The sequence below is a fragment of the Nonomuraea sp. NPDC003201 genome (assembly GCF_053590415.1).
The window spans coordinates 132725-146130 of the sequence record NZ_JBSFTC010000005.1 but is presented as its reverse complement, the minus strand read 5'-3'; the positions used below and the strand labels follow the sequence as shown (position 1 = coordinate 146130).

At 72.8% G+C, this 13406-nt stretch carries 14 protein-coding genes; 7 read left to right on the top strand and 7 right to left on the bottom strand.

What is annotated here, in order from left to right; translation table 11 throughout:
• The coding region (locus ACWDX9_RS04630; RefSeq protein ID WP_449949044.1) for an ATP-binding protein at positions 1–1305 on the bottom strand (1305 nt) is incomplete at its 3' end.
• A 121-nt stretch (positions 1306–1426) separates the two neighbouring features.
• Here ACWDX9_RS04630 and ACWDX9_RS04625 point away from each other — a divergent pair.
• Both ACWDX9_RS04625 and ACWDX9_RS04620 read left to right on the top strand, forming a co-directional pair.
• Positions 1427–1894 (top strand): SAM-dependent methyltransferase, encoded by a 468-nt coding sequence (locus ACWDX9_RS04625; RefSeq protein ID WP_449949042.1) that lies wholly within the window; start codon positions 1427–1429, stop codon positions 1892–1894.
• Between the two features lie 19 nt (positions 1895–1913).
• On the top strand, positions 1914–3080 hold the full coding sequence (locus ACWDX9_RS04620; RefSeq protein ID WP_449949039.1) for an FAD-dependent oxidoreductase: 1167 nt from the start codon (positions 1914–1916) through the stop codon (positions 3078–3080).
• Positions 3081–3088: 8 nt separating this feature from the next.
• On the opposite strand, the gene ACWDX9_RS04615 is transcribed toward ACWDX9_RS04620, so the two are convergent.
• From ACWDX9_RS04615 to ACWDX9_RS04605, 3 genes are all read right to left on the bottom strand, one after another.
• Entirely contained in the window at positions 3089–3475 is a 387-nt protein-coding gene (locus tag ACWDX9_RS04615) for a DoxX family protein (RefSeq protein WP_449949037.1), read from the bottom strand.
• 91 nt (positions 3476–3566) lie between these two features.
• Positions 3567–4424 (bottom strand): hypothetical protein, encoded by an 858-nt coding sequence (locus ACWDX9_RS04610; protein ID WP_449949035.1) that lies wholly within the window; start codon positions 4422–4424, stop codon positions 3567–3569.
• Positions 4425–4447: 23 nt separating this feature from the next.
• Positions 4448–4969 (bottom strand): SigE family RNA polymerase sigma factor, encoded by a 522-nt coding sequence (locus tag ACWDX9_RS04605; RefSeq protein ID WP_449892979.1) that lies wholly within the window; start codon positions 4967–4969, stop codon positions 4448–4450.
• Positions 4970–5163: 194 nt separating this feature from the next.
• Between ACWDX9_RS04605 and trpB the strand changes: the two genes are divergently transcribed.
• The 4 genes from trpB to ACWDX9_RS04585 all read left to right on the top strand — a co-directional run bounded on the left by trpB (position 5164) and on the right by ACWDX9_RS04585 (position 8902).
• Entirely contained in the window at positions 5164–6357 is a 1194-nt protein-coding gene (gene trpB, locus ACWDX9_RS04600; RefSeq protein WP_449949033.1) for a tryptophan synthase subunit beta, read from the top strand.
• Entirely contained in the window at positions 6354–7190 is an 837-nt protein-coding gene (gene trpA / locus ACWDX9_RS04595; protein WP_449949030.1) for a tryptophan synthase subunit alpha, read from the top strand. The genes trpB and trpA overlap by 4 nt, the downstream gene beginning before the upstream one ends.
• Positions 7148–7903 carry a GntR family transcriptional regulator gene (locus ACWDX9_RS04590; RefSeq protein ID WP_449949027.1) on the top strand — a complete coding sequence of 252 codons (756 nt, stop codon included), beginning with the start codon at positions 7148–7150 and terminating at the stop codon, positions 7901–7903. The genes trpA and ACWDX9_RS04590 overlap by 43 nt, the downstream gene beginning before the upstream one ends.
• A gap of 141 nt (positions 7904–8044) precedes the next feature.
• Complete coding sequence (locus ACWDX9_RS04585; protein ID WP_449949024.1) at positions 8045–8902, top strand: hypothetical protein; 858 nt, start codon at positions 8045–8047, stop codon at positions 8900–8902.
• Between the two features lie 9 nt (positions 8903–8911).
• Here ACWDX9_RS04585 and ACWDX9_RS04580 read toward each other — a convergent pair whose 3' ends face one another.
• Both ACWDX9_RS04580 and ACWDX9_RS04575 read right to left on the bottom strand, forming a co-directional pair.
• Complete coding sequence (locus tag ACWDX9_RS04580; RefSeq protein ID WP_449949022.1) at positions 8912–10291, bottom strand: pyridoxal phosphate-dependent decarboxylase family protein; 1380 nt, start codon at positions 10289–10291, stop codon at positions 8912–8914.
• 42 nt (positions 10292–10333) lie between these two features.
• Positions 10334–11152 carry a helix-turn-helix domain-containing protein gene (locus ACWDX9_RS04575; protein WP_449949019.1) on the bottom strand — a complete coding sequence of 273 codons (819 nt, stop codon included), beginning with the start codon at positions 11150–11152 and terminating at the stop codon, positions 10334–10336.
• A 90-nt stretch (positions 11153–11242) separates the two neighbouring features.
• Between ACWDX9_RS04575 and ACWDX9_RS04570 the strand changes: the two genes are divergently transcribed.
• Complete coding sequence (locus ACWDX9_RS04570) at positions 11243–12496, top strand: alpha/beta hydrolase family protein (RefSeq protein WP_449949017.1); 1254 nt, start codon at positions 11243–11245, stop codon at positions 12494–12496.
• On the opposite strand, the gene ACWDX9_RS04565 is transcribed toward ACWDX9_RS04570, so the two are convergent.
• On the bottom strand, positions 12470–13390 hold the full coding sequence (locus ACWDX9_RS04565; protein ID WP_449949015.1) for a slipin family protein: 921 nt from the start codon (positions 13388–13390) through the stop codon (positions 12470–12472). The two genes, ACWDX9_RS04570 and ACWDX9_RS04565, sit on opposite strands and share 27 nt — an antisense overlap.
• Positions 13391–13406: the final 16 nt, after the last annotated feature.

Here is a 13406-nt window from a genome sequence, read left to right as displayed (position 1 = left end):
GGCCGCGTCCGTTGTGTTACTTGGCTTGGGTCTTGACGGCTTCAGCTGCCCGGCGCCCATCGCCGACTCGGCGGCGGCGGCCAGCCGTCGGGCCCGCCGGCCTTGATCGACGGTCAGCTGCGCCGCCCGCTCGTACGCCGTCGCCGCCGATGCGTGGCTGCCCCGCTGCCGGGCCCGCTCTCCGGCCGCCGCCAGCACGTCCGAGATCTCCTCGTCGGGACCGACGGCGGCGGCGGACAGGTGCCAGGCCCTGCGGTCGGCGTGCTCGTCGCCGTCGAGGGCGTCCGCCAGCGCGCGATGGGCGGCCACCCGCCGGGCGAGCGGCGCCTCGTGGTACGCGGCGGCCTTGACCAGGGGATGGCGGAAGCGCAGCCGGCCGTCGGAGATCTGCACCAGGTGGTGGCGCTCGCCCGGCTCCAGGTCGGGCAGCCCGGCCCCGAAGCCCTCCGCGGCCCGCAGGACCAGCTCAAGGCTGCCCGAGCCCTCGGCCGCGGCGACCAGGAGCAGCAGTTGCGTGGCTTCGGGGAGCCGCCGGATGGCGGCCCGCAACGACTGTTCGAGCCGTCCGGGCAGGGGGAGCCTGGGCGCCTGCAGGGGCAGCGGAGCCAGCCGGCCCGCCCGCTGCTCGGGGACGAGGGCCGCGGCGAACTCCAGGAGCGCGAGCGGGTTGCCCTCGGCCTCCTCGATCACCCGGTCCCGCGCCTCGGGCACCAGATCGGCGGCCGACCTGGCGAGCAGCCGCTCGCAGTCCGCCCGGCCGAGCCCGGCGAGCCGCAGCTCCGGGACACCCTGCACGGGCGGCTGCGCACCGTCGTCACGGGCGGCCAGGATCATGGTGATCCGCTCGGCCCCCAGCCTGCGCGCCGCGAACACCAGCGCGTCCGCCGACGCGCGGTCCAGCCACTGCACGTCGTCGATCAGGCACAGCAGGGGACGTTCCTCGGCGAGCTCGGCGAGCAGGGTCAGCACAGCGAGCCCGACGAGGAAGCGGTCCTGGGCCCCGCCCTGGCTCTCGCCGAACGCGCCGAGCAGGGCGGCCCGCTGCGCCTCGGGGAGCCCCGCGACGAGGTGCCGGGCCGGCCGCAGCAGCAGGTGCAGGGCCGCGAAGGGCAGCTCGGCCTCGGCCTCCACGCCGGTGATCCGCAGCACCAGCACGTCGTCGCCCGCCGCCCGCGCAGCCTCCGCCAGCAGCGCCGACTTGCCGATCCCGGCCTCTCCGTACACGACGACGGCATTGCCCCGGCCGGTCCCGGACTCGGCGATCAGCCCGCTGATGAGGGCGATCTCGGCGTTTCGCCCGATCATGATGGCCCGACCTTACCTAAGCGGCCTCCGCCGCCCGCGAGCAACCCGGTCATCGTGACTTATTCACCCGCGAACCCCGGCCCGTACGGTCGTGAGCGGAAACCCGACATTGGAGGAAGCCGTGGAGCACGCCGTCACCCTGCAGCCGGTGGGCACCGTCGTGGGCGGGCGCACCGAGGCGTTCGACGACGACTGGAACACCGAGGAAGCGGTGATCCGCCTCGACGGGACGCTCTTCCAGCCTGACTCCCTCGCGGGGCTGGACGCGTTCTCGCACCTGGAGGTGGTGTTCCTCTTCCACCTGGTGGACCCGGAGTCCGTGCACACCGCGGCCCGCCGGCCGAGGGGCAATCCGGACTGGCCGCCGGTGGGCATCTTCGCGCAGCGGGCCAGGAACCGGCCGAACAGGCTGGGGGTCTCCCGCTGCCGCCTGCTCGCGGTGGACGGCCTCGACGTGCGCGTACGCGGTCTGGACGCCATCGACGGCAGCCCGGTCCTCGATCTCAAGCCCTACATGGCGGAGTTCGGGCCGCAGGGCGAGACCGTACAGCCGGCCTGGGCGACCGAACTGATGCGCAACTACTACTGAGACAAGGGGATTTCGCGGTATGAACGCACAACTTCCGGCCGGCACGGACGTCCTGATCGTCGGCGCGGGCCCGGCCAGCCTGGCCCTGGCCACCTCGCTGGCCCGGCAGGGCGTGGACGCCGTCCTGGTGGACAAGGCGGCGAGCGGCGCCAACACCTCGCGGGCCGCGGTCGTGCACGCCCGCACCCTGGAGGTGCTGCGGGCGATCGACGTCAGCGACGAGCTGGTGTCGAGGGGGGTCACCGTGCCCCGCTTCACCGTACGCGACCGCGACCGGGTCCTGCTGACCGTGGCCTTCGACAAGCTGCCGACCGACTTCCCGTACACGCTGCTGGTGCCCCAGGACATCACCGAGCAGGTGCTGCTGGACCGGCTCCGGGCCGCGGGCGGCGCCGTCCACCGGCCGTACGAGGTCACGGCCGTCGAGCAGACCGCCACCGGGGTCACCGCCACGACGTCCGACGGCCGCCGGATCCGCGCCTCGTACGCCGTCGGCGCCGACGGCATGCACAGCACGGTGCGCGAGCAGGCCGGGATCGCGTTCACGGGCGACACCTACGCCCAGTCGTTCGTGCTGGCCGACGTCCGCCTCGAATGGGCGGGCCCCGCCGACGAGGTCGCCCTGTACTTCGCCCCCGAAGGGGTGACCGTCGTCGCGCCGCTGCCGGGCGGCCGCCACCGGATCGTCGCGACGGTCGAGGAGGCTCCGGAGCGTCCCGGCGTCGCCGACATCCAGTCGCTCCTCGACACCCGCGGGCCGCGTACCCAGCCGGCCACGGTCACGGACCTCGTCTGGAGCTCGCGGTTCCGCGTCCACCACCGCCTGGCCGAGCGCTACCGGGCGGGCCGCGTCTTCCTGGCCGGAGACGCGGCCCACGTCCACAGCCCGGCCGGCGGCCAGGGCATGAACACCGGCATCCAGGACGCCCTCTCCCTGGCCGGGAAGCTCACCGCCGTGCTGCGCGACGGCGCTCCCGAGACGATCCTGGACACGTACGGGACCGAACGCCGTCCCGTCGCCGAGGACGTGGTCGCCTTCACCCACCGGATGACGAGGATCGCGACGGTCGGCAACGGCCCGCTGCGCTCCCTGCGCAACACGGCCCTGCGCGCGCTGGACTGGGTCCCCGCGGTCCACCACGCGATGGCGATGAACCTGTCCGAGCTGGCCACGGCCGACTCGTAGCCGCTGCTTCACCTCACGATGTCCAAGGTCAGCGCCGGGTCCAGCGCCAGCGTGGCCGCCGCCAGCCCGAGAAACCCGATCGCCAGGAAGAACGTCGGCGAGAAGTCGCTGACGCGCAGGTGGGTGTAGAGGGCGCAGACGAAGTAGAGGATGAGCCCGGCCGCGGCGGCCGTGCCGACCAGCGGCACGCCGAGGAGCCCGAGCGCCAGCCCGAGCGCGCCCGCGACCTTGAGCGCGCCGATCGGGAAGACCAGCCAGGACTCGGGCACTCCCGCCGTCTTCAGGGCGGGGCCGAGCGTCCGCATGATCGGTTCGAGCCGGGTGATGGCGGCGAAGCCCGAGAACGTGTTGGCGGCGATGGTCACGAGGGCGGTGACGACATAGGCGGTGGTCAAGAGAGCTCCCTGGAAGGCGGTGTTCGCTTCCTGAGAGCTCTCCATGCCGGCGAGTGTGACATCGACGTGCCCGGGCCCCGCGCGTGGCCGGTCAGGACGTCTTGGTGGTGGGCTCCCCGACCTTGCCATCGGATTCCTGCCGCGCCCTGTCGGTCGGCTTCCCGGTCGGCTTGCCGAGCTTGTCGGCGGGCGGCTGCCGTACCTGGTCGGTGGGCGGAGCGGTGACCGAGACGGGGGTGCCGAAGTCGCTGAAGTCCATGACGTTCCGGTTGCCGGAATCGCCGAAGGCGACTTCCAGGTGCCGGATCCGGCCCTGGTCGTCCACGTCCACGGTGCCCGTGGCCGCCTCCGCCGTGCCCGCCTTCACGTCGGCACCGCCCCCGGCCTCCAGCGAGAACGCGAACCGCTGTCCGGCCCAGCCCTGCCCGGAGGCTGTGCCGGCCTCGCGGACGTCAGTGGCCGTACGGAGCCGCTCCAGCGCCGAATGAGGGTCGATGGGAGCGAGCTTGACCAGGGCGACGACCGGCGGCGCGCCCGCCAGCTCGGTGTCGGGGCGCGGCGAGACCAGCCACGTCGCGGCGCCGCTCTCCCGGATGTACATCAGGTCTCCGACGAACCGGGTTTCGGCCCCGTCCTGCCTCGTGATGACGCCCATCCGCCGGACGGGGTCGATGGCGCCGTCGAACACCTTGGTATCGGACGTGACATGGATGCGGTAGCTCTCCTGGCTGGTGTTCTCGACCGCGGCGATCACCTGGGCCTGCGCCGACGACTGGGTCGCGGGCAGCACCACCGCGACCGCGGCCACCGCGGCGGCGACGGCCAGCGCGGCGACCGGGACCAGGACCCTGGCCAGCCGGCGCCTCGGCATCGCCGGCATGAGGTCGATGCCCGCCGGCCGGTCCTCGGTCGCTTTGATGAGCAGCGTGCGGAGTTCGTGCTCGTTCATGAACGGCTCCTCGTGTCGGTGTCTCACCGGATCCCACTCCCTTCGTCCTCGGTTCGGTTGACCAGCGTGTCGGGAGAGATCAGCCGCCGCATCGCCTGCAGGCCGCGATGCGTGTGGGTCTTGACCGTCCCCGGTGAGCAGCCCATCAGATCGGCGACCTCGGCTTCCGGCAGGTCGGCGAAGAACCGCAGCACCAGAGCCGTCCGCTGCCTGGCCGGCAGTCGCGCCAGCGCCTTCCGTACGTCCTCGGCCACGGCCCGGGTGTCCCCCACGTCACCGGGACCGGGCAACTCGGGCAACTCGGCGCGCGGGATCTCGCGCCGCCACCGCGCACGCCACCAGGATCGGTACGTGTTGACCAGGATCCGGCGCAGGTAGGCGTCGGGATCGCTGCTGGTGTCCAGCCGATGCCACACGCGATACAGCTTGCCCAGGCAGGACTGGACCAGATCCTCAGCCGTGTGCCAGTCGCCGGTGAGCAGGACCGCCGTTTTCAGGTGGTGGTCTCCCCGGTGCCGCACGAAGCTCACGAATTCCGCATCCACCCGCGCTCCTCTCGTCGGTCATGCCACCTCCTGACACTCCCTGAGGCTCACGTCCGGTTGACCGGAGAGCACCGCAAATATCCCCGCCCGCCCACGAGTCACGCTCGCGTCGGGGACCGGAGCGGCGTGGCGCTTCCACGGCATCTATGCAACAGTTATAGAACAGTCAGAAGAGTTATAGATGGGTGAGGCACATGGCGACAGGAGTCCTGGCGACGCGGCCAGGTGTGATGGAGGATCCCGGGGAGCGGGGCAGGTTCGGGGAGTACGGCGGGCTCTACGTGCCGGAGTCGCTGGTCGCGGCCTGCCGGGAGGTGGAGGCGGCCTTCCGGGAGGCCCGGACCGACCCGGCGTTCCGCGAGAGCCTCGCGGAGTCGCTGGCCCTGCACGTGGGGCGGCCCACGCCGCTGACCCCGGCGCGGCGGCTGTCGGCGGAGCTGGGTGTGACCCTGCTGCTCAAGCGGGAGGACCTCGCCCACACCGGGTCCCACAAGATCAATAACGTGCTGGGCCAGGCCCTGCTCGCGCTCCGGATGGGCCGTGAGCGGCTGATCGCCGAGACCGGCGCGGGGCAGCACGGCGTGGCCGTCGCGACCGCCGCCGCGCTGCTGGGGCTGCCGGCGACCGTGTTCATGGGGGAACGGGACGTCGAGCGGCAGGAGCTCAACGTGTTCCGGATGCGCATGCTGGGCACCGAGGTCGTACCGGTCGGCACCGGCAGCCGCACCCTCAAGGACGCCACCAGCGAGGCCATGCGCCACTGGGTGACGGCGACCGAGGAGGCGTACTACTGCGTCGGCTCGGTCATCGGGCCCAACCCGTACCCGTGGATGGTGCGCGAGTTCCAGCGGGTCATCGGCGACGAGGCGCGCGGGCAGTGCGCCGGGGCGCTCCCGGCCGCCGTGCCCGACTACGTCGTGGCCTGCGTGGGAGGCGGCTCCAACGCGGCGGGCACGTTCGCCGGGTTCGTCGACACCTCCGCCCGGCTGGTCGGGGTGGAGGCGGAGGGCGGCGCCGGGGCGGCCAGGGGCAGCCTCGGCGTGCTGCACGGCTTCCGCTCGCTGTTCCTCCAGGACGACCACGGGCAGATCACCGAGGCGCACTCCATCGCCGCCGGCCTCGACTACCCCGGGGTCGGGCCGGAGCACGCCCACCTGCGCGACCTCGGCCGGGCGCGCTATGTCACGGTCTCCGACGAGGAGGTGGTGGACGCGGCGGTGCGGCTGGCCCGTACCGAGGGCATCGTGCCCGCGCTGGAGTCGGCGCACGCGGTCGCGTGGGTGATCCGCGCGGCGCGTACGGGCGAGCTGCCGCCGGGTGCGACGGTCCTGCTCACCCTGTCCGGCAGGGGCGACAAGGACATCTCGACCCTGAAGGAGCTGGTATGAGCACCGGCCTGCTCGAAAGCCCGCTGCGCGCCCGGCGCGACGGCGGCCACAAGCTGCTCATGCCGTACGTGACCGGCGGCATCACCCCCGGCTGGACCGGCTACCTGCGGGCGTTCGCCGCCGCCGGCGCGGACGCGATCGAGCTCGGCCTGCCGTTCTCCGACCCGACGCTCGACGGCGCCACCATCCAGGAGGCGTCGGACGCGGCGCTGGCCCGGGGCGCGACGGCCCACGGCATCCTGGCCGAGGTCGCCGAGCTGCGCCTGGACGTGCCGCTGGTCGCCAGCACGTACTACAACCTGGTGCTGCGCGACGGGCCCGCGGAGTTCTGCCGGGCGCTGCGCCGGGCGGGGATCGCCGGGCTCATCGTGCCCGACCTGCCGCTGGACGAGGCCGGCGAGCTGGCGGACGCGGCCGCCGCCACCGGCGTCGACCTGGTCCTGCTCGCCTCCCCCGCGACGCCGCGGCGGCGGCTGGACGAAATCGCGCGCCGCAGCCGGGGCTTCGTCTACGCCGTCTCGGTGATGGGCACCACCGGCGAGCGGGCCGCGCTCGCCGAGCCCGCCACGGCCCTCACCGAACGGATCAAGCAGGGCAGCGACCGGCCGGTCTTGCTAGGATTTGGCATTTCCACGCCGGAACAGGCCGTGGAAGCCACCCGGCGCGCCGACGGTGTCGTCATCGGTGCCGCGATCATGCGCCGGATCCTCGACGGGGCCGCGCCGGACGACGTCGGCGCCTACCTGACGGGCCTGCGGCGGGCCCTCGACCAGGAGCGTGACGAAACACGATGGCCCGCGACGCCGGACACGAGGCGAGGTACCGCGCCATAGCCGCCGACCTCGCCGCGAAGATCCGGTCGGGCCACTACGCCCCCGGCGCGGCGCTGCCGCCCCAACGCGAGCTGAGCGCCTCGTACGGGGTCACCCTGATGACCCTCCGCCAGGCGCTCCGGCAGCTCAGTGACGAAGGGCTGATCGTGCAGCAGGCCGGCCGGGGCACGTTCGTGTCCCCGCCGCACCTGGCCTACCAGCTGGGCTCCCTGCAGAGCCTCGCCGACGACCTCAGGAAGCAGGGCCACGAGGTACGCACGGTCGTGCTCGGGCGTTCCCTGCGCCGGGTCCCGGCCGGGGTCGCCACGCAGCTGCGCACCGCTCCCGGCGAGAGCGCGCTGCGGCTGGAACGGGTGCGCGAGTTCGCCGGCCGCCCCGCGATCCACCAGGTCTCCTGGATCCGGCGGCCGGCGGCCGAGCAGATCCGCGATCGCGACTTCACCGCCGTCTCCCTCTACGGCGCCCTCGCCGACTGCGGCGTGGCGGTGGCGCGCGCCTCGGAGAAGATCCGGCCCGGCCTGCTCGACCCGGCCGTCGCGGCGCACCTCGGGGAGCCGCCCGGCAGCCCGGTCTTCCTCAGCGAGCGGATCACGTACGCGCTCGACGCCACCGCGGTGGTCGCCGACCACGCCACCATCCTGGGCAGCATGATGGAGATCCGCACAGAACGGGCCGCCACCGGCCTCTCCCTCACCTGGGGCCCGAGCACCTGACCTCCACGCGCAAGGCCGTCCAGGTAGATCTTGGTCAATGTTTTCGAGCTACGTCGGCCCAGGTCAGCGTGTCAGTCGCCAGGGAAGACCGATCGGCTGCGATGTTGGCGCTCCAGGTCTCACCCGGTGTTGGAGCGCAAAATGATCAATCTCGGCTTCGTCGGGCCCAGCCGCCCCGCCAACGACTACAAGCTCACCGATGTGGTCGACGGTGACACCCCGAAGATCGAAATGTCGGTCCGCATGGTGTCCATCGACACCCCGGAAACCCACTTCGGGGGCACCCCGGTCATCGCCCAGGCCGCGCTCGATCGCACCAAGACCCGGCTTCAGGACGGCACGTACGACGCCATCCCCGAGCACCTACGCGAATACCTCATCTCGCGCATCACCCCGAACGCCGCGGACCACCACATGACCGCCGGCCAGCTGGCGGCCGAGGCGCACAAGACCATGGTGAAGACCCGCCTGACCCGCCCGGACGGCACCCAGCGCAAGCTGGCCGTCATCGCCACCGGCGAGCTCGTCGAGAACCACGGCCGCCTGCTGGCCTACACCGCGCCCTGGTTCGCCGGCGGGACGTCGGACCCGATGCCGCCCCGCGACGACCCGGAGCGCCGCACCTTCAACCTCGACCTGCTGTCCCTCGGGTGGGCCGCCAGCTTCCTCATCTATCCCTCCATCCCGCCGTCGTTCGACCTGAACCTGATGCTCGACGAGGCCGAGGTGGCCTGGCAGCAGAAGCGCGGCGCGTGGCAGCAGTTCGGCCCGGAGCTGCTGCTGGGTTACGAGTACCGGGCCTGCGTCAAGCTCGGCACCAACGATCTGAAGGACCCCGCCGAGGCCGTCGCGAACGCCTACGAGCGCGTGTGCGTGGACCTGCGCACCCTGACCGAGGTCGGCCTGTTCGGCTACCACCAGGTCCCGCCGCCGAACCGGCTGTGGATCTGGAAGAAGGACCTGGAGCAGGCCCGCAAGGACCTGCCCATCAAGCACTAGGCCCGGCGCTCACACCGCCGTGCCGATGATGCCCAGGGCCTCCTCGACGCGGTCGGCGTGGGTGCGGAAGCTGAGCACGCACAGGCGCAGGAAGAACCGCCCGTCGACGGTGGTGCTGCTCAGGAACACGCGCCGGGTGTCGTTGACGTCCGCCAGGAGCCGCCGGTTGCGCTCGTCCGTGCCGCGCAGCCGGAAGAGCACGACCGTCAGGTCCGGCCGCCACGGCACCTCGAAGCGCGGGTCCTGGGCGAGCCGGCGGTGGACGTGGCCGGCGAGGTCGAGCTTCTCGTCCAGCTCTCGCTCGAAGGCGCCCACGCCGTGCAGGTGCAGCGGCAGCCACAGCCGCAGGCCGCGGAACTCCCTGGTCAGCTCCACCCCGAGATGCCCGTAGTCGGGCAGGCCGTCCAGCGCCCGCAGGTCCTGAAGGTACCGGCCGTCGGCCGCGTGGGCGGCGTGGAGCACGGCCGGGTCGCGTACCAGCAGCAGGCCGGTGCCGTACGGGAGGAAGAGGCTCTTGTGCGGGTCCAGCACGATCGAGTCGGCGGCCTCGATCCCGGCGAGCCGGGTCCTGCCGCGTTCGGTGAGCTGGAAGCCGCCGCCGTAAGCGGCGTCCACGTGGAACCAGAGCCCTTCGCGGCGGGCCAGTTCGCCCAGCTCGGGCAGGGGGTCGACGGTGCCGGAGCTGGTGGTTCCGGCGGTGCCGACCAGCAGGAACGGGTGCAGTCCCGCCGCTCGGTCGTCGGCGATCATCCTGGCCGCCGCCGCGACGTCCATGCGCAGGTCCGCGGTGGCGGGCACGACGCGGATCCGCTCCGGCGGCAGGCCCGCGATGCGGGCGGCCTTGGCGACGCAGTAGTGCGTGTGCTCGGTCACGTACACCGTGCCGTCGTCCGGGCGGCCGTGCCGGGCGGCGAGCAGCGCCGACAACGTGGCCGGCGAGCCGCCCGTCGTGACCAGCCCGCCCGCGCCCGCGGGCAGGCCGAAGCGGTCGCAGAACCAGGTCAGCACCCCGTGTTCCATGGCGACCAGGGCGGGTGACATCTGGGCCACGCCGGTGAAGCGGTTGGCGGCCTGGGCGAGCAGCTCCGCCAGCGCCGCGGTGACCAGCCCGCCCGCCGGGAAGTAGGCCAGGTAGCCGGGCCCCGCCGTGTTCACGCCTTGCCCGGCCGCCTGGCGGAACGTCTCCAGGAGCGCGCCGAAGTCGCCGGGGCCGTCGGCGGGCGGCCTGAGCAGCTCGGCGGCCAGCCGGTCCGCCTGCCCGTAGTCGCTCGCGGGCGCCGAGTCCAGCTCGGCGACCCAGTCGGCCAGGAAGTCCACCGCCTGGCGGCCCAGCCGGGCGACGGCGGATCGGTCGAGTTCGAGGGGAAGAGCACTTTCGTCGGTCGTCACGCGAGGCACCGTAGACCGGTGGCGGAGGTCAAGGATTGGACGTTATTGCACCCCGCGCTGGTAGGCGCGGGGCGGGACGCCGACGAGGCTCCGGAAGTGCCGCGAAAGGTGCGACTGGTCGCAGAACCCCACCGCCACCGCGGCCTCGGCCGGCGGCATGCCCTGTCGCAGCAGCTCGCGGGCCTTCGCGACGCGTAGCTGGGTCACGTACGCGTGCGGCGGCATGCCGTACGCGCGCCGGAACGAGCGCAACAGCGCGAACGGCGTGACCCCGGCCGCGGCGGCCAGCTCGTTCAGGCCGGGCGGGTCCGGCATGGTCGCGTGCAGCAGGTCGCGGATCCGGGCCATGCTCCTCCGCCCGGCCGAGCGGGCCGGGCGCCTCGGGCGGAGCGTGCCGTACGCGCCGAGCACGAGGCTCAGCAGCGCGTGCAGCTGGGAGTCGGCGGCCAGCGACGGGCCGGACTCCGCCGCGCGATGGGCGGCCGTCACCCGCCGGGCCACCCGCACGTCGGACACCACCCTCCGGTCGAACGACGGGATCCCGGCGGGCACGCCGAGCTCGTCCGCGACCTCCCGCACCTGCTCGACGCTCGGATACAGCACCCGGTACGTCCACCCGTCGGCGGTCGGGGGCTCGCCGGTGTGGACGACGCCGGGCTCGATCAGCACGACGTCGTCCATGACCGCGTACTCGACGCCGTCGGCGAAACGGATCTCCTCCAGGCCCGCCTCCAGCGTCCCGATCGCGTACGTCTCATGGCTGTGCCGGGCGAACCGGCGCCGGACGAAACGCGCCCGCATCAGGTCGAGGCCGCCGAGGCCGCGATAACGCCAATAACTGGCGAACTCCGCAGATGCCATGGCGTCCTCCCCGTTAGGTCCAGAGTAGGCATTTTCCTACGATCTCATCCCGTGCTACCTTTCGCATAAATCGAGAAAGGTAGAAACGTGATGGCAACCGACCCGGCGGCGACCGCCACGACGGTCGTCGAGATGGCCCGCGAGGAACGCTTCACGGAGATCGAGGGCCTGTTCGCGGAGCCGCTGCGGGCGCAGGTGTCCGCCGAGGCGCTGCGGGCCGCCTGGACCGCCGAGGTCGGGCCCGTCTCCGCCGTCGGGGAGCCGGCCTGCGAGCCGATCCGGGCGGGGCTGGTCCGGGTGAGCGTTCCGGTGACGTGCGAGCGCGGAGGGCTCGCGGTCGTCATGTCGGTGGACGACGCCGGCCTGCTGAACGGCCTGCGCCTCGCGCCCCTGGACGCCGCGGTGTGGGAGCCGCCGGCCTACGCCCGCCCGGAGCGGTTCGAGGAGCACGAGGTCACCGTCGGCTCCGGCCCACTGGCCGTGCCAGGGACGCTGAGCCTGCCGCGCGGTCCAGGCCCGTGGCCCGGTGCGGTGCTGCTCAGCGGAGGCGGGCCGTTCGACCGCGACGCCACCAGCGGGCCGAACAAGCCGCTCAAGGATCTGGCCTGGGGCCTGGCGAGCCGGGGCGTGGCGGTGCTGCGCTACGACAAGGTGACCCACGTCCACGCCGACCGGCTGGCCGGCGACTTCACGATGGCCGACGAGTACGTCCCGCACACGGTCGCCGCCGTCCACCTGCTCCGGCGGCGGCCGGAGGTGGACCCCGGGCGGGTCTTCGTCCTCGGTCACAGCATGGGCGGCAAGGCGGCCCCGCGGATCGCCGCCGCAGAGCCGTCGGTGGCCGGCCTGGTGATCATGGCCGGGGACGCCCAGCCGATGCACGAGGCGGCCGTACGCGTCGCCCGCTACCTCGCCTCGGTGAATCCCGGCTGGCAGGCGGCGGCCGAGATGATCACTAAACAGGCTGCCACGGTCGCCGGCCCGGACCTGTCACCCGCCACGCCGGCCGAGGACCTGCCGTTCGGCTTCTCCGGCTCGTACTGGCTGGACATGCGCGGCTACGACCCCGTGGCGACCGCGGCGGCGCTGGACAAGCCGATGCTCATCCTCCAGGGCGGCCGCGACTACCAGGTGACCGTCGACGACGACCTGGCGCGGTGGCGGGCCGGGCTCGCGCACCGGCCGGACGTCACGTTCCGCGTCCACGACGCCGGCAACCACCTGTTCTTCCCCGGCGCGGGCCCCTCGACCCCGGCGGAGTACGAGCCGCCCCAGCACGTCGATCCGGCCGTGGTCGCGGACATCGCCGAGTGGCTCTCACCGGGTCAGCGGGAGATCACCTGACTTCTGTCCGGTCTCAAGGGCCGAGTCGCTCGCGCTCCGCTGCGCGGGCAGCTCGGGAACGGCCTCCTCCTCCGCGAGCGCGGGCCGCTCGGGCCGCACCCGTTCGGAGCCGACCGTGGCGGGCTCGGCCGGTGCGGCGTTCTGCGTCGCCCGTTCGAAGAAGCGCAGCAGCTCGACCGGCAGCGGCATGATCAGCGTGGAGTTCTTCTCCGCGGCGACCTCCACCACGGTCTGCAGCAGGCGCAGCTGCAGCGCGCCCGGCGTCTGGGCCATGATGCCCGAGGCGTCGGCCAGCTTGCTCGCGGCCTGCAGCTCGCCGTCGGCGACGATCACCCTGGAGCGCCGCTCGCGCTCCGCCTCGGCCTGGCGGGCGATCGACCGCTTCATGGCCTCGGGCAGCTGCACGTCCTTGATCTCCACCCGGTCGATGTGGATGCCCCAGCCGAGCGCCGGACTGTCGATCATGAGCGCGAGACCCCTGTTCAGCTCCTCGCGGTTGGTCAGCAGGTCGTCCAGCTCGCTCTTGCCGATGATGGACCGCAGCGAGGTCTGCGCCACCTGCTCGACGGCGAACAGGTAGTTCTGCACCTCGATCGCGGCCCGCATCGGGTCCTGCACCCGGAAGTAGGCGACGGCGTCGACCCGTACGGAGATGTTGTCCCTGGTGATGCCCTCCTGCGTGGGGATCGGCATCGTGACGATCTGGACGTTGACCTTCCGCATGCGGTCGACCCCGGGGATCAGGAACCTCAGGCCCGGGTCGCGGATCTGCTGTTGTGCCCGGCCGAAGCGGAAGACGATGCCGCGTTCGACCTGGTTGACGACTCTCACCCCGGTGACCATCACCAAGAAGAGGAAGAAGGCGATGACTCCGAGCACGATGTTGATGTCCATGGACCTATCCCTTCTC